Source organism: Arthrobacter sp. ATA002, from assembly GCF_026898095.1.
GTDB lineage: Bacteria > Actinomycetota > Actinomycetes > Actinomycetales > Micrococcaceae > Arthrobacter_B.
The window spans coordinates 450,490-464,880 of the sequence record NZ_CP114015.1 but is presented as its reverse complement, the minus strand read 5'-3'; the positions used below and the strand labels follow the sequence as shown (position 1 = coordinate 464,880).

The following is a 14,391-nucleotide window of genomic DNA, read 5'->3' as shown; positions in this document are numbered from 1 at the left end:
TGGGTCGGTCTCCGTTGACTGGTGGGGAAATGCAGGAAAGCGCATTCCGGATCAGGATCATCCTGCCCCGGCACCGCGCTTCTGGCAAGCACTTTCCGGGATGCCATAATTGCCCCCTGACTACAGTGGAGGAACCGTGCCCGCCAGCACTTTGTATGAAGTAGCCCGTCATGCGGGGGTTTCCCTGGCCACCGCTTCACGGGTACTGAACGGCTCCAGCCGCCGCCCCGGCGATGAGATTTCCGAACGGGTGAAGGCGTCGGCAGCTGCGCTCGGCTACATCGCCAACGCACAGGCCCAGTCCCTGGCGAAGAAAAACAGCGGGATGCTGGGACTGATCCTCCACGACATTGCCGACCCGTACTTTTCCACCATCGCCCGCGGCGTGCAGGAGTGCGCCCAGGGCCGGCAAAAGGTGGTCCTGCTGGCGAGCACGGGCGGCGGTCCCGCCGGTGAGCACCGCGCCGTTGCAGCCTTTGCCGCACGGCGGGCCGACGCAATCGTTCTTGCCGGCACCCGCACGGATACTGCTGCGGCCGCCGGGGAGAATGAGCTTCTGCTCTCGGAGCTGCGGCGCTATCAGGCGAACGGCGGCAGAGTAGCGGTGATCGGCCAGCCTCTGGTGGGATCAGTGCCCGGCGACGGCTTCCGCACCATTCCGGTACCGAACCGCGAACTCAGCGTTCACCTTGCCGCGGACTTGGCCCGCGCCGGGCACCGCCGGTTCCTGATCCTGGCCGGACCCGAGGGCCTGGCCACCTCCGACGACCGGCTGGCCGGCTTCCAAGAGGGTCTGCGGCAGGCCGGCTGTGAACCGGCGGAGGTGCGCCGGACCGGCTTCAACCGCGACGGCGGATATGATGCTGCCGCCGCACTGGCCGCCGAGCTTAGCGGAAAGCCGGCCGGGGAAGCCCGGCCTAACGGAAGCGGCCCCCGGGGGGACGGCCCCGCCGTCTGTATATTCGCCGCGAGCGATGTCATGGCCATTGGAGCCATCGCCGGCCTGCGTGAGCACTCGCTGCGGATTCCCGAGGATGTTGCAGTGGCCGGCTTCGATGACATTGAAACGCTCCGTGATTTCACTCCGGCGTTAACGACGGCGCAGCTGCCGCTGTCCGGGCTGGGCAGCGAGGCCGTAGCCCAGGTACTCGCCGAGGATGGGGCGGCTGAGGCCTGCGCAGCGGCGGGGCATGTCATTCTGCGGCGCAGCACGGAGCTTTCCTAAAAGCCCGCCCGCCCCGGGGAGGGTGCTTCCTGCCCGGCAGCCACCACGTTGTCGGCGATGGCCGCAGCAAGCACGTCCACGACGTCGCGGTTCGCCAGCGGATTGCTCATCAGGGTGAAATCCACTTCGCCCAGCGTGGGCAGCCCCAGGCGCCTGCCCACTTTCTCCAGGTCCGCAGGGACCAGGGAGGAAGGCAGCACCGACAGGCCGATCCCGGCACGGGTCGCCGCCAGGATTCCGTTAACCTCCCGGGTATTGCAGGTGACCCGCCAGGTTCGGCCGGCGGCTTCCAGCGCCCGAATCGCAAAACGGCGGCTCAAACTTGGATGCGGATAGGCGACGAGCGGAACCGGAGCGCCCTGCTCCAGGACCGTCTCCTTCAGTCCCACCCAGACAAACCGGTCACGCCGGACGTCCGTTCCCTGTTCGGTATCCGCGGCCGTCTTGATGAACACCAGATCCAGCTGTCCGGCCTGCAGCCGGCGGTGGAGACGGTCGCTCTGGCTTACCGTCAATTCGAGGTTGATCTGCGGATACAACCGACGGAAGCGGCGCAGGATGTCCGGCAAACGGGTCAGCGACAGATCGTCGGCGCTGCCGAAGCGGATCCGGCCCCGCATTGCGGAACCGGAGAAATACGATTCAGCACTCTGGTGTGCTGCCAGGATGCTCCGGGCAAACCCGGCCATGGCATCACCGTTGTCGGTCAGGCGGACCGACTGGGTGTCACGTTCCAGCAGGATCCGGCCGCACGCGGCCTCCAGCTTGCGCACGTGCTGGCTTACGGTGGGCTGGGCCAGGTTCAGCCGCGCTGCCGCGCGGGTAAAACTCAGCGTTTCCGCCACAGTCAGAAAGCTCAGCAGTTGGGCAGGCTCGTACATCGTTCCTCCGTAAACAGGTGGTTTATATCCCGCCGCAGCTAAAACGCCCGCTCTTATAACGAACTGCAATGGGGTTGATAGGGAGCCTACCCCCTCATTTTCCCGCTGTCCCGAATTAGGCTGAAGCCGCCATCACCGCACCAGGCACCGCATCCCCGGCTCCACAGCCAGGCGCTGCACCCGCCGCTTCGCACACAGGATGTTCCTTGGTACACCCGTCACCGCAGATACCTTCCCCCGGGCCCACTTCCGCCGACCCTGCCACTCCGCCTCAGACGGACGCCGCCCTTCGCCCAACCCGCTCGGAGCGGGTGCCGTGGCGCGACACTTTTTCCTCCCTGCGGATCCTGAACTTTCGGCTCTTCACTGCCGCGCACGTCGTAGCCGTAGTAGCGGTCTGGATGCAGCGCATCGCCCAGGACTGGCTGGTCCTGGAGCTGTCCGGAAGCGTCACCGCCGTCGGTATCACCACCGCTTTCCAGTTCCTGCCAACCCTGCTGCTCGGGCCGCTGGGCGGAATAATCGCCGACCGGTACTCCAAGCGGATCCTGCTCATGGCAAGCCAATCCGCCGCCGCAGTGCTGGCCGTGGCCCTTGCGCTTCTGGCCCTGACCGGCGCAGTGCAGGTGTGGCATGTCTACCTCGTGGCACTGGCGCTGGGCATGGTGACCGTCATCGACCAGCCCGCACGGCAGGTTTTCGTTCACGAAATGGTGGGCCCGGACCAGCTGCGCAATGCCCTGAGCGTGAGTTCGTCAGTCTTCCAGCTCGGCGCCATGGTGGGCCCCGCGGTTGCCGGGATGCTGATCGGTGCCGTCGGCGGAGGCTGGGCTTTCGCCATCAATGCGGCTGCCTGCACGTTGACGGTATTCATGTTGGGCCGGCTGCGCACCGACCAGCTTTTCCACACAGAGCCCGCACCCCGCAGCAAAGGAATGCTGCGCGAAGGAGCACGGTACGCGCGCACCACTGCCACCGTGTTCTGGCCTATGGCCATGTGTGCCTTCGTGTCGGTGTTTGCCCTCAGCACACCGGTCCTAATGGCAGCCTTTGCCGACCAGGTGTTCCGCAGCGGAGCCGACGGATTCGGACTCCTGAACACCCTGGTTGCCACCGGAGCGCTGGCCGGTGCGGTGGCTTCCACCCGGCGTCGGATGCTGCGGCTCCGGACAGTCATCGTCAGTGCTGCCGCGTACGGCTGTGCGCTGGCTGTCTCGGCCTTTTCGCCGTCCCTTCCGGTCTTCGGAGCAGTCATGATCGTGGCCGGCTTCTGCTCCATGCAGTTCATCACCAGCGCGAACCAGCTCGTGCAGTCCACCACGGCAGTGCCGATCCGGGGCCGGGTCATGAGCCTGTACATCATGGTGCTTATTGGCGGACAGGCAGTGGGCGGACCGCTGACCGGCTGGCTGGCCGAAGCCCTCGGACCGCAGGCAGCTATCTTTACCGCCGGTGCCGTTCCGGCGGTAGCCGCCGGCTGCATCGGCTTGGTCCTGGCACGGCAGGCCCGCTTGCGGCTGCGGGGACGGGGGCGGCTGCGGGGACGGCTCCGGGTGAGCGACGGCCGTCACGGCAATCCCGCTGCCAATTTGCTACCGTAGGGGGTCAAGACCGGATCCCGGTCTCCGGACGACGGTTCAGTACCCGGACAGCGACAAGACTGGCCAAAGGAATCTGTCATGGCATGGGTCATTCTTGTCCTCTCCGGCACGCTGGAAGCTGTCTGGGCCACAGCGCTCGGCAAATCGGAGAACTTCCGCCGCCTCTGGCCGACGGTCACGTTCGCGGGCGGTCTCACCCTCAGCATGGCCGGCCTCGCCGTCGCTATGCAGTCCATCCCGGTGGGCACCGCTTATGCCGTGTGGGTCGGTATCGGAGCGGTCCTGACCGCGGCATACGCGATGCTGTTCGGTGGAGAACGGGCCACGGTTATCAAGGTCCTGCTGCTGCTCGGTGTCGTGGGCTGCGTTATCGGCCTGAAGCTGGTGGGCTGACCATGCCGTGGATCATTCTGCTCCTCAGCGCCGTTCTGGAGGCTGTCTGGGCCACCGCCCTTGACGCTTCGGCAGGCTTTACCATTCTCCTGCCGTCCCTCATTTTCTTTGCCGCCTGCGCTCTATCCATGGTGGGACTCTCCTATGCGATGAACTTCATCCCCATTTCCACCGCTTATGCGGTGTGGACTGGTTTGGGCGCGGTGCTGACCGTGGCCTATGCCATGCTTTTCGGCGATGAGCAGCCCGGGCTGCTGAAGATCCTCTTCCTGGCCGGAATCATCGGCTGCGTGGTCGGTTTGAAGTTCGTGGACTCCCCGCCCCGCGAACTGAAACAGCAACAGAGGCCGGGGCAGGGACGGGAAAGTTCCGGGGGCGAAGCATCTGCTGCTGCCCCGGACAACAGAAAGTAGCGCCGCCTCCGGAGGCGGGGTATCTTCCCGCGGGCCGTTCGCGGGCGGGTCCTGTTGAGCCCGGGCTGTTGTGTCCGATCTTTTGGCCCGGAGCCTTTTCAAGGGCTTCCGGCGGGACGATACTGCTCTGGGAGCCGAAGTCCGTACAGTCCGTCCAGGTACTCCCGGCTCCCCGGTAACCGGCAGCGATGATCGGAGTCTTCCATGGCCATGGCAGAAACCCCGTCCTCCACATCCCTCTTCCGGCGCAAGCCCATCGAAAACGTGGAAGACGAAAAAACCGGTAACAAGCTCTTTAAAAGCCTCGGCCTGTGGCAGCTGACGGCCATCGGCGTCGGCGGCATTATCGGCATCGGCATCTTCACCCTCGCGGGTCTGGTGGCCAACGGCGGTGCCGATGCCCCCGGCGTCGGGCCCGGCGTGCTGATCTCTTTCCTCATTGCGGGCCTGGCCAGCGCTGCGGCGGCACTGTCCTACGCCGAGTTCGCCGGCATGATTCCCCGCGCCGGCTCCGCCTACACCTACGGATATGTCGCGCTGGGCGAGATTATCGGCTGGTTCATCGGCTGGGATTTGCTGTTGGAATACACGGCCATTGTCGCGGTGGTGGCAATCGGCATTTCAGGTTACTTCACCGAGTTCATGTCCGGTATCGGCATCGATGTGCCGGCCTGGATGCAAGGGACGGGAGACACCATCGAGGGCGGGGTCGTCAACCTGCCAGCCCTGGTGGTCTGCCTGTTCATCACCTGGATCCTGAGCCGCGGCACCAAAACCTTCGGCCGGTTCGAACTCGTGGCCGTGGGTTTAAAGGTGCTGCTCATTCTCTTCATCGTGGGGCTGGGCTTCTTCTTCGTGAACATGGAGAACTACACACCATTCCTGCCCAACGGTTTCGGTGCTGTCTTTACGGGTGCCGCCACGGTATTTTTCGCGGTGTTCGGTTATGACGCCATGAGCACTGCTGCGGAAGAAGCCACTGACGGCAAAAAGCATATGCCTAAGGCCATCCTGCTCTCCCTGGGCGTGGCCATGGTGCTCTATATCCTGGCAACGCTGGTACTGACCGGCATGCAGAACTACACGGAAATCAGTCCCACCGCCGGATTCGCCTCAGCCTTCCAGTCCGCCGGGCTGCCGGTTATCGCCACCGTAATCTCCGCTTTCGCCGTGCTCTCGATCCTGACCGTCATGCTCACCTTCCTGCTCGGGGTCACCAGGGTCTGGTTCTCGATGAGCCGCGACGGACTGCTGCCGGGCTGGTTCTCCGGAACTGACCGGCACGGCACTCCGCAGCGCGTAACCTGGATCGCCGGGATCGCCTCGGCGCTTCTGGCCGGAGTCTTCCCGATCCGTGCGGTGGCCGATCTGACCAACATCGGCATCCTCGCGGCGTTTGTGGTGGTCTGCCTGGCAGTCATTGTGCTGCGCCGCAGCCAGCCGGACGCCCCGCGGGAGTTCCGCCTGCCGCTGATGCCGTGGGTTCCGGCATTTGGTGTCCTCGCCTCCGGATTCCTCATGCTGCAGCTGCACTGGGAAACCTGGCTGCGCTTCGGTATCTGGCTCGTGATCGGCCTCCTCATCTACTGGTTCTACGGGCGGAAGCACTCGCTGCTGAATCCCGGCAGCCCCCGGCTGGCACCTCCGTCACCGGAAACTGCCTAGCCGCCAGGGGTCGTCCCGGCCGTCCGAGCCGTCATCCCGGCCGTCCGACCCGTCATCCGACCCGTCATCCGAGCCGTCCGAACCGTCCGATGGGAGGACCGGGGTTTGCGGGCAGGTCCTCCTTTTGGGTGACGACGACGGTGGCCCCGCCTTCTACCGTTGGCATCATGGATCCCGCTCATTTTGGTGCTTTGGCCGTGCTCGCGCTGGTGGACTCGACGAGTTTCGGAACGCTGCTCATTCCGGTTTGGCTCCTGCTGGCACCCGGCAGGCTGCGGCCCGGACGGATATTGCTGTTCCTGGCGACGGTGGCAGTCTTCTATTTTGCTGCCGGACTGGCCATCCTGTTCGGCGCGGAACTGGTTGTTGAAAATTTCGGCGGGGTTTTTGAATCCCGCGGATTCTCGGTGTTCCTACTGATTGCCGGCGCCGCACTGGTGGCCTGGAGTTTCCAGCTGGAAGCCAAAGCGAAACAGGAAAAGGCCGCCCGGGCCCAGGTCCAGGTGCCTGCCGCGCCTGACCGGCCGGATGCGGCTGGTTCCGGCCGGCCGGGGGCACCCGGGCCTGCTGCGTCCAGCGCGTCCGCTGCTTCCAGCTCCACCAGTACCACCGGCCCTGCCGGCCCCGGCCGCTTGTCGCGGTGGCGGCTCAAAGCCGTGGGAACCGGTCCCGGGCGCGGCGGTACCGCAGCCCTGGTCGGTTTGGCTCTGGCAGCCGCCACCCTCGAACTCGCGACCATGCTTCCGTATCTGGGTGCCATAGGTCTGATCAGTGCCTCTGCTATGACGTGGCCGCTGCCAGGAGTTGTCCTCGCCGTCTACTGCACGCTCATGGTGGCCCCGGCCCTCATACTCCTGGCCGCACGCATTACCGCTGCCGGTCGGATGGAGCCCCTCCTGAAGCGGCTGGACGCGTTCCTGACCCGCACATCCACCAACACCCTGTCCTGGGTGACGGGCATTCTGGGCGTTATCCTGATCGTCAATACCGCCGGGCCCGCCCTTGGCGGATAATCACGCACAATTCTTCCGCCGACGTCCCCTCCGCGGCGACACAGCGTGTTTCGGCGCACCGTTAATCATTGTTCGGTGATTAACGGGCTATCATCTGCTTGAGGACCTGCTGGGCTGGTCCGTTAGCTGGGGAGTAGAAATGGGTGGGGAGTCTCAAGAAGTGCCTTTTGCGCGGAAAAAATCCGCTATGCTCTTTCGCCGCGGGCGCACCATGCTGGTGCTCGTCGCGGTGTTCTGGTTGTGGCTGTTGCTGGGCAGCGCCGATTTCATTGCCGGCCTCTTCGAATCGCCTTTCTACGCCCTGCTGGCACTGTACGGCCTCGGAGTCGTAACCCTCATATCCCTGGCAGTAGCCGCGGCGGCCGTTTTCTATCTCGTTGCCAACCGCCCCAAAACTATGAAGGCTGCCGTTCCCACACGTGACTCCGTCCGGCCCGGCTTTTCCGATCTGGCACCTGTTATCCGTCTGGTTCCCCGCCGGGTTGCCGATCACGGTGCCGCGCTAACCAATAAAGCCGCAGCAAAATGGCGGGATCTGGCTTCCTAGCAGCCGCTTCTTCCGGCAGGTCCGCTGCCCGGCGCGGGGTCCCGCCGGCCCTTGGGGCCCTTCCCACACCGGAATGTCAGTGCCGCACGGCATGGTGGTCCCATGCCTTCCAATGCGTCGTCCTCCCGGTCCATGCCAGGTTCTCCCGCATCCTCCGCTCCGCCACATGCCTTCGGGGATTCCCGTACCCCGGGCCCGGTGCCCGGCAGTCCCGGCGGCCCCGGCCCCGGCAGTCCCGGCGGCCCTGGCAGTCCCGAAGCCGCCGTCACTCACGCCCCGTACCGCCGCGAGCCGTACGTCCGGTGCCGGACGCCGTCGTCGTCAATCATTGACGGGAAGGCGGCTGCCTGGACGCGCACTTCCGTGCTCCTGCACTGGATAGACGACGCCGGACGCGCCCACAACCGCTGGGTTCCGGCCGGAGCCGTACACCGTATCGCACGGGATGATTCGACCTGGCAGGACCCGTATGACGACTGGTCCTTCTACTACCCGGACTCCTCTCCGGCCCGGCTCGCCGCAGCGGCCTGAGTTCTGCGCTCATTCGCTTGACACCGCACGGGGCTGGCCCGCTTATGGAGGTACGGGCAGTTCGCCCGGCTGGATTGGTCACAGCAGCCCGGAGCGGAGCACTCAGATGGAATTCAAGGGCATCATCGAGGCTGCCGGCGAAGCGGTTGATCTGGCCGGAGTTGCCGTCATCATTGTTGGAGCCATCCTGGCAACGCTGTCGGCGGTGCGAACCCTGCTGCGCCGCACCGGCCGTCCCGTGTATGAGGCTTATCGGCAGCAGCTCGGCCGATGCATCCTGTTGGGTCTGGAACTGTTGGTCGCGGCAGACATTATTCGGACTGTGGCGGTGACCCCCACGTTCGAGTCGCTGGGCGTGCTGGCCCTCATCGTGCTGATTAGGACGTTCCTCAGCTACACGCTGCAGCTGGAGGTTACCGGGCGGCTGCCCTGGCAGCAGACCCGCGGTGCGGAAGTTATACCTCCGCGGGATTAGTACGCGGCCGCGACACAACAACCAGGGACACCGTCAAACCCAGCATGATCATCCCCACCGGGTTGGCCAGCGCCGCCGAAAAGCCGCCCGCCCCGGTTCCCAGCAGCACCGACATCACTGAACCGTCCTTTCCGTGCCCGCCACCGACGTCGGGCACCAGGAACCCGAAGGCCGCGCCCGCCACCCACGTGGCCAGCAGCAGGAACGATGTACCTGTCGGAGCCCCGAACGGCGTTCGCCGCCGGGCAGCGACGGTAATCCGAACAGCTGCCAGCAGCATCAGTCCCACCAGCAGGGGACCCAGAGTGGCCGCGAAAATTGCAACGAGATTTCCGTTGATGCCAAAAAGTACGCGTCCCGCTGTGATCCACAGGGGCACCAGCAGCGCCATCGGAATACTGAGCGCTGCCGCAGCGGCACCGAAGAGTGCCGCGGGGCGGACCGCGGACTGTGGAGGAGATGTCGTGCTCATGGATTAAGGCTAGGGCAGTTAGAGGTTGGGACCGTATGGCCGGGTGTTTTTGGCTGAGCCGTTTGGTCTGGCGCTATGGGCTTACGACGACGATGGCCCCAGATGTGAGGCACTACGCGGGTTGGACACGACACCTGAAAATGTCATCACAGGGGATGAGGTGCAGTTCCTGCCGGGAACCCTATTCTGGACTTGCGCCCTTCCCCTTACCGGCTGATGGTGTCCCCCCATTCATTGTCTGTTTCCGCTCCGTTCATGATGAAAGAGCAGGGTTTTCGTTATGCCTGTCGAATACCTGATGTGGGCTCCTTTGATCGCACTGTCGGTGGTCCTCTACATCACACTGGCTGTTGCTGCGCTCTATAGCCTTGCCGGTTCGGCCTGGGTCGCCATGCCGGCGCGCAGGTTGTGGATGCTGGCTGTCGTCCTGCTCCCGGTAGCCGGTGCCGTCCTCTGGCTGGCGGCATCCCATCGGCGGACCGCTGCCATCCCGGCCGACGACGACCGTCCAGCATAAGGAAATGAACATCCAGTCCCAGACGGTTTAGAACGGTGGCGGATTATCGCCATAGTCGGTGGATGCCGGGTCCGAAGCCGCAAGCCAAAATGGTGGCCACGGTTTTCGGGTTGATGTGTACGGTCCGGTTCCGGTTAATGCACCGGGTCCGGTTCCGGTTAATGCACCGGGTCCCCTTCCGGCCGGAGCACCGGGTCCGGTTCCGGTTCAGCACCGGGTCCGGTTCCGGTTGAGGCGCTGCGGACAGAACCGGATCCTGCCCCGCCCGATACCAGGCTGAGCTGGGGTTCCGTGCGGTAGGTGCGCCCGCCCGGCGAGGTCCACTCGATAATCCCGGCCCTGGTTTGCCGCGCTTTCCAGAATCCTTTGGTTTTGAACATGTGATGCCGGCGGCACAAGTGCTCCAGATTGTCATGGTCCGTGGCGCCGCCGCGGGCCCAGGGGGTGGTGTGGTCGATCTCGGACATCAGCGCATTGGTCCGGCATCCGGGAAACCGGCAGGTGGCGTCCCGGAACCGCAGCCAGCGTTGAAGTCCTTCCGGAACTTTTCGCCTACGCCCCACCCGTAGGATCTCTTCGGTATCGGGATCGCGTTCCACCGGCGTCCACCGCGCCGCCTGCCGGGCCAGTTTGCGCGCCGTTTCAGGGCTAATCGGGCCATAACCGTGCAGTTCAGCAGGTTGTTCATCGGCCCCGCACAGGGTTTCAGCGCTGATCAGCACCAGAATCTCTGTACGGGCCTTGCGTGCCTTCACATCCTTCTTGATCGGACCGGAAAAACGATCGGACCCGGCGCTGCTGAGATCACCAGACGACCCTGCACCGTCGATGTCACCACCGGAACCGGTGGAGTGCCTTCCATCCTCATTCCCGCCGACCCGGTTGACCCCTGTGCCGGTGTCAGCGCGGGCTTCGGTCCCCTGAACCCATACCCCCTCTCCGTCCGGATCCGGGCCGCCGAGCAAATCCGTGAGAATGTCCGCCCGCAGTTGGTCCACCAGGCGCGGATCGCCGGCCTGCTGCTCACCCCGCGCGGCCGTGCTGAGCTGGGTAAAAATCGCCTGCGCTTTCGGAGCGGGCAGGAACGCCGACAGCCAGGACATCCCGTCCTCATCCGGCTGCAGACAAACCCGGCGGGATTCAAAAGCTGACTTATGCCGGACAACCACAGTCTCCGGATACCGTTTCTCCCGCAGGCGGCGTGCCTTCACCCGGAGTTGGGCCTGTGTCTGTTCTCCGGCCACAGTGAGCAACTCGCCCTCAAATCGGGCTACCTCAGCGGCTGGAATGTTCTGGGATTGATCCAGCACGGCCTGCACATGCCCATACCCGATCGTTCCCGATTCCAGGGCCTGCAGGGTAGCGGCATGGGTGTTGCAGAGGTCCCCTGCCCGGCTCATGAGCATTTTCGCGGTCCCCGCAGGCAGGCTCAGGATCGCGGCAGCTTCCTCGGCAGCGAGGCTGAATGCCAGCCCCGGATTTCCCTGCGCCGACACCTCGAGAAATTCCTCTCGAAAGATTCGTTCCATTCGGTCAAGCACCTTCGCCTGTTGTGCCTGAGCCCAGCGGACCAAATGATCCAGCTTGGCCAGGACAATACCGGCCTCGTCCTGGTTCAGGGTTTCGACGCTCTCCAGGGTCAGGACCCCGGCAAGCCTGCCCCGGGAGCCGGTGGCGGTTCCGGCACTGGAGGCCGCCAGGCTGGGCGCATAGACCGCCCGGCTGGGCACGGCAGCCGCTCCGGCACGGGGCACGGCAGCCGCTCCGGCACGGGGGCCGGCAGCGTGACCGGCGGAATGTCCGGCAGCCGGAGAACCACCGAAGCCGGCGGCAGAAGCACCCGCACTGTGGGAACCACCGGTGCCGGTATCGGGAAAAGATCGGTGCTGATCCATGGCTTAAGGCTTTCATCCGGCTCTGACATTTTGGGGTCCAAACGAACCCCAAACGGCCCCTTCCAGCGTTACGGAAATACCCGTCTTTCCGGCAGAACTACGCGTCCTGCGCCGCGGATACCTGCCTCTGTCCGTCCCTCCCGGAAAACCGGTTCCGCATCCCTCAAAACCAGTCAGCACAAGAGTTGCGGAAGAATTTCGAGAGACCTCCAGCGTATCTTCGGGGCCCCGAACTTACGTGCTACCTTGCTGTCATGAGCCGGATGACAACACGCCCTTCACCAGCCGGACGGGCGCCTGACCCCACCGGACCAAACGGCGCCGGAGGCACCAAAACCGCTTCGCCCGTGCCCGCCGCGCCAAAACGCATCCTCTGGATGCTCGGCCCGGCACTGGTTGCCGGCGTTGCTTACTTGGATCCGGGCAACGTTGCCAGCAACATGACTGCCGGTGCCCGCTTCGGCTACCTGCTGGTCTGGGTCGTGGTTGCCGCCAACATCATGGCCTGGCTCATTCAGTATCTCTCCGCGAAGCTGGGCCTGGTCACGGGCAAGTCGCTGCCCGAACTTTTGGGGCAGCGGATCGGACGTAAATCCACACGCCGGCTCTACTGGCTCCAGGCGGAACTCGTGGCCATGGCCACCGACGTCGCCGAAGTCATCGGCGGTGCGGTGGCGCTTTGGCTGTTGTTCGATCTGCCGCTGCTCCTCGGCGGAATAATCACCGGAGTGGTTTCCATGGCACTGCTGGGCCTGCAGGGCAGCGGACGGCACCGGAGTTTCGAGTACGTGATCGTGTCCATGATGGTGATCATCGCCGTCGGCTTCACGGCCGGCGTCGTCATTTCCCCGCCCGACGCCGGTGCGCTCGCAGGCGGCCTGGTTCCCCGGTTCGACGGCAGCGAATCCGTGCTGCTGGCCGCCTCCATCCTCGGCGCCACCGTCATGCCGCACGCTATTTATGCACACTCGGCACTGACCCGCGACCGTTTCCCCACGCGCAGCGCCAACCTCACCACTCCCCTGCTGATCCGTGCCACACGCTGGGATGTCACGATCGCGCTGGCCGTGGCCGGAACCGTCAACCTGGCCATCCTGCTGCTGGCGGCGAGCGCACTGCAGGGAGTGGACGGCACTGACACGCTGGAAGGCGCCCACGCCGCAATCGCCGCGTCGCTGGGCGGCGCCGTCGCGACCCTCTTCGCGGTCGGGCTCCTCGCCTCCGGGCTGGCGTCAACATCGGTGGGCGCCTATGCCGGGGCCGAAATCATGCAGGGGCTGCTGAAAATCCGCATTCCGATGCTCCTGCGCCGCCTCATTACGCTGATTCCCGCACTGCTGATCCTGGCCGCGGGAATCGATCCCACCTGGGCGCTGATCCTCAGCCAGGTCATCCTCTCGTTCGGTATTCCGTTTGCCCTGATACCGCTGGTCTGGCTTACCTCCCGCAGGGAACTGATGGGGCTGCACTGCAACCGCTGGTGGACGACGGTGCTGGGCGTGGTGGTCGCGGTTCTGCTGGTGGGCCTGAACATCACCCTGCTCGTGCTGACCTTCAGCGGCGCGGCCTAGCACCGCTGTTCCCGGTGAACCCACATGCCGGCCTCACTCGCTGGGCGTTCCCTCCACCAGCGCCGTGGCAATGCTGTCGGCGTCCTGCACTGCCGCCAGGTACCGTTCGGCGTCGAGGGCTGCAGCGCAGCCGGTGCCGGCAGCCGTGATGGCCTGGCGGTAGCGGTGATCGACCGCGTCGCCGCAGGCAAAGACGCCGTCGGCGGAGGTGGCAGTGGTGGGAGCCGAAACGCAGATGTAGCCCTCCGGGTTCAGGTCCACCTGTCCGTGGAGCAGCTCGGTGCGCGGCACATGGCCGATGGCGACAAACACTCCGTCAGTGGACAGCTCGCGCTTGTCGCCCGTCACCGTATCGGTCAGGGTCACTCCGGTGACTTTGTCCGTGCCGTGGACGGCGGTCACCTCGCTGTTCCACTCAAACCGAATCTTCTCGTGGCTCTTCGCCCGCATCGCCATGATGCGCGAGGCCCGCAGCTCACCGCGCCGCACAACCACCGTGACGGTCCGGCCGAACCGGCTCAGGAACAGTGCCTCCTCCATGGCCGAATCCCCGCCGCCGACCACCAGGACGTCCCGGTTTCGGAAGAAGAATCCATCGCAGGTGGCGCACCAGGAAATGCCCCGGCCGTTGAGCTGCTTCTCCTCATCCAGCCCAAGCTCCCGGTAGGCGGAGCCCGTGGCCAGAATGACGGTGCGCGCCTTGTACTTTTCGCCGCCGCCGGCCTCCACCCGCTTGACGTGCCCGGCCAGCTCCACGGATACGACGTCGTCGTACTGCACAACAGCGCCAAACTTCTCCGCCTGCCGGCGCAGGTTCTCGATCAGCTCCGGACCCTGGATGCCGTCCGGGAAACCGGGAAAGTTCTCCACCTCGGTGGTGTTCATGAGGGCGCCGCCGGCCGTCACGGACCCGGCCAGCACCCGCGGCTTGAGCCCGGCGCGCGCGGCGTAGATGGCCGCCGTGTAACCGGCCGGACCGGAGCCAAGAATGATGACCTGGTCTGTGCTCATCTGCGCTCCTTGGCGTGCGGTCTGGCGGGAACAGCAAACGCACTGATCCCAGTGTGACCGCCCCGGCTTCGGCCGGGAAGAAGTTCCGGGCCAGCGCCGCCATAATGGAGCGATGCCCTCTCCTTCAACGAATCCCGCACGGCAGCACCCCGCATCCCGGCGGCCTGCCGTACACCTGGTG

15 protein-coding genes and 1 riboswitch are annotated in these 14,391 nt (G+C 65.2%); of the genes, 11 read left to right on the top strand and 4 right to left on the bottom strand.

The genetic code is table 11. The annotated features are described in order from the left end of the window. The first annotated feature begins 136 nt into the window (after window positions 1-136). Complete coding sequence (locus OL239_RS02430) at window positions 137-1,225, top strand: LacI family DNA-binding transcriptional regulator (RefSeq protein WP_268910583.1); 1,089 nt, start codon at window positions 137-139, stop codon at window positions 1,223-1,225. Here the strand turns inward: OL239_RS02430 and OL239_RS02425 are convergent. Continuing rightward, on the bottom strand, window positions 1,222-2,106 hold the full coding sequence (locus OL239_RS02425) for a LysR family transcriptional regulator (protein ID WP_268910582.1): 885 nt from the start codon (window positions 2,104-2,106) through the stop codon (window positions 1,222-1,224). The genes OL239_RS02430 and OL239_RS02425 overlap by 4 nt on opposite strands. A 206-nt stretch (window positions 2,107-2,312) precedes the next feature. On the opposite strand from OL239_RS02425, the gene OL239_RS02420 reads away from it, so the two are divergent. The 8 genes from OL239_RS02420 to OL239_RS02385 all read left to right on the top strand — a co-directional run bounded on the left by OL239_RS02420 (window position 2,313) and on the right by OL239_RS02385 (window position 8,744). Then, a complete protein-coding gene (locus tag OL239_RS02420; protein WP_442864195.1) occupies window positions 2,313-3,707 on the top strand; it encodes an MFS transporter in 1,395 nt (464 codons plus the stop codon). A gap of 3 nt (window positions 3,708-3,710) precedes the next feature. Then, window positions 3,711-3,775, top strand: a riboswitch (guanidine-III (ykkC-III) riboswitch). A gap of 10 nt (window positions 3,776-3,785) precedes the next feature. Next, window positions 3,786-4,100: a DMT family transporter gene (locus OL239_RS02415; protein ID WP_268910581.1), complete on the top strand. Its 315-nt coding sequence runs from the start codon at window positions 3,786-3,788 to the stop codon at window positions 4,098-4,100. Window positions 4,101-4,102: 2 nt separating this feature from the next. Beyond that, window positions 4,103-4,513 carry a DMT family transporter gene (locus OL239_RS02410; protein ID WP_268910580.1) on the top strand — a complete coding sequence of 137 codons (411 nt, stop codon included), beginning with the start codon at window positions 4,103-4,105 and terminating at the stop codon, window positions 4,511-4,513. A 210-nt stretch (window positions 4,514-4,723) separates the two neighbouring features. After that, window positions 4,724-6,178: an amino acid permease gene (locus OL239_RS02405; protein ID WP_268911643.1), complete on the top strand. Its 1,455-nt coding sequence runs from the start codon at window positions 4,724-4,726 to the stop codon at window positions 6,176-6,178. A 167-nt stretch (window positions 6,179-6,345) separates the two neighbouring features. Beyond that, entirely contained in the window at window positions 6,346-7,191 is an 846-nt protein-coding gene (locus OL239_RS02400; protein ID WP_268910579.1) for a GAP family protein, read from the top strand. Window positions 7,192-7,378: 187 nt separating this feature from the next. Then, complete coding sequence (locus OL239_RS02395; protein WP_268910578.1) at window positions 7,379-7,738, top strand: hypothetical protein; 360 nt, start codon at window positions 7,379-7,381, stop codon at window positions 7,736-7,738. Between the two features lie 102 nt (window positions 7,739-7,840). Then, complete coding sequence (locus OL239_RS02390) at window positions 7,841-8,269, top strand: hypothetical protein (protein WP_268910577.1); 429 nt, start codon at window positions 7,841-7,843, stop codon at window positions 8,267-8,269. A 106-nt stretch (window positions 8,270-8,375) separates the two neighbouring features. After that, window positions 8,376-8,744, top strand: a complete 369-nt coding sequence (locus OL239_RS02385; RefSeq protein ID WP_268910576.1) for a DUF1622 domain-containing protein — start codon at window positions 8,376-8,378, stop codon at window positions 8,742-8,744. Here the strand turns inward: OL239_RS02385 and OL239_RS02380 are convergent. Beyond that, window positions 8,725-9,216 (bottom strand): hypothetical protein, encoded by a 492-nt coding sequence (locus OL239_RS02380; RefSeq protein WP_268910575.1) that lies wholly within the window; start codon window positions 9,214-9,216, stop codon window positions 8,725-8,727. The genes OL239_RS02385 and OL239_RS02380 overlap by 20 nt on opposite strands. A gap of 280 nt (window positions 9,217-9,496) precedes the next feature. On the opposite strand from OL239_RS02380, the gene OL239_RS02375 reads away from it, so the two are divergent. After that, window positions 9,497-9,733, top strand: a complete 237-nt coding sequence (locus tag OL239_RS02375) for a hypothetical protein (RefSeq protein WP_268910574.1) — start codon at window positions 9,497-9,499, stop codon at window positions 9,731-9,733. Window positions 9,734-9,891: 158 nt separating this feature from the next. Here the strand turns inward: OL239_RS02375 and OL239_RS02370 are convergent, their stop codons facing one another. Then, window positions 9,892-11,628: an HNH endonuclease signature motif containing protein gene (locus OL239_RS02370; RefSeq protein ID WP_268910573.1), complete on the bottom strand. Its 1,737-nt coding sequence runs from the start codon at window positions 11,626-11,628 to the stop codon at window positions 9,892-9,894. A 347-nt stretch (window positions 11,629-11,975) separates the two neighbouring features. On the opposite strand from OL239_RS02370, the gene OL239_RS02365 reads away from it, so the two are divergent. Further along, a complete protein-coding gene (locus OL239_RS02365) occupies window positions 11,976-13,199 on the top strand; it encodes an Nramp family divalent metal transporter (protein WP_268910572.1) in 1,224 nt (407 codons plus the stop codon). Between the two features lie 33 nt (window positions 13,200-13,232). Here the strand turns inward: OL239_RS02365 and trxB are convergent, their stop codons facing one another. Next, window positions 13,233-14,210 (bottom strand): thioredoxin-disulfide reductase, encoded by a 978-nt coding sequence (trxB, locus tag OL239_RS02360; protein ID WP_268910571.1) that lies wholly within the window; start codon window positions 14,208-14,210, stop codon window positions 13,233-13,235. Window positions 14,211-14,391: the final 181 nt, after the last annotated feature.

Excerpts from the sequence above, each read along its gene's own strand:
- OL239_RS02425 (WP_268910582.1), bottom strand. The coding sequence starts at position 2,106 with ATGTACGAGCCTGCCCAACTGCTGAGCTTTCTGACTGTGGCGGAAACG.
- OL239_RS02415 (WP_268910581.1), top strand. The coding sequence starts at position 3,786 with ATGGCATGGGTCATTCTTGTCCTCTCCGGCACGCTGGAAGCTGTCTGG.
- OL239_RS02410 (WP_268910580.1), top strand. The coding sequence starts at position 4,103 with ATGCCGTGGATCATTCTGCTCCTCAGCGCCGTTCTGGAGGCTGTCTGG.
- OL239_RS02405 (WP_268911643.1), top strand. The coding sequence starts at position 4,724 with ATGGCAGAAACCCCGTCCTCCACATCCCTCTTCCGGCGCAAGCCCATC.
- OL239_RS02400 (WP_268910579.1), top strand. The coding sequence starts at position 6,346 with ATGGATCCCGCTCATTTTGGTGCTTTGGCCGTGCTCGCGCTGGTGGAC.
- OL239_RS02395 (WP_268910578.1), top strand. The coding sequence starts at position 7,379 with ATGCTCTTTCGCCGCGGGCGCACCATGCTGGTGCTCGTCGCGGTGTTC.
- OL239_RS02390 (WP_268910577.1), top strand. The coding sequence starts at position 7,841 with ATGCCTTCCAATGCGTCGTCCTCCCGGTCCATGCCAGGTTCTCCCGCA.
- OL239_RS02385 (WP_268910576.1), top strand. The coding sequence starts at position 8,376 with ATGGAATTCAAGGGCATCATCGAGGCTGCCGGCGAAGCGGTTGATCTG.
- OL239_RS02380 (WP_268910575.1), bottom strand. The coding sequence starts at position 9,216 with ATGAGCACGACATCTCCTCCACAGTCCGCGGTCCGCCCCGCGGCACTC.
- OL239_RS02375 (WP_268910574.1), top strand. The coding sequence starts at position 9,497 with ATGCCTGTCGAATACCTGATGTGGGCTCCTTTGATCGCACTGTCGGTG.
- OL239_RS02370 (WP_268910573.1), bottom strand. The coding sequence starts at position 11,628 with ATGGATCAGCACCGATCTTTTCCCGATACCGGCACCGGTGGTTCCCAC.
- trxB (WP_268910571.1), bottom strand. The coding sequence starts at position 14,210 with ATGAGCACAGACCAGGTCATCATTCTTGGCTCCGGTCCGGCCGGTTAC.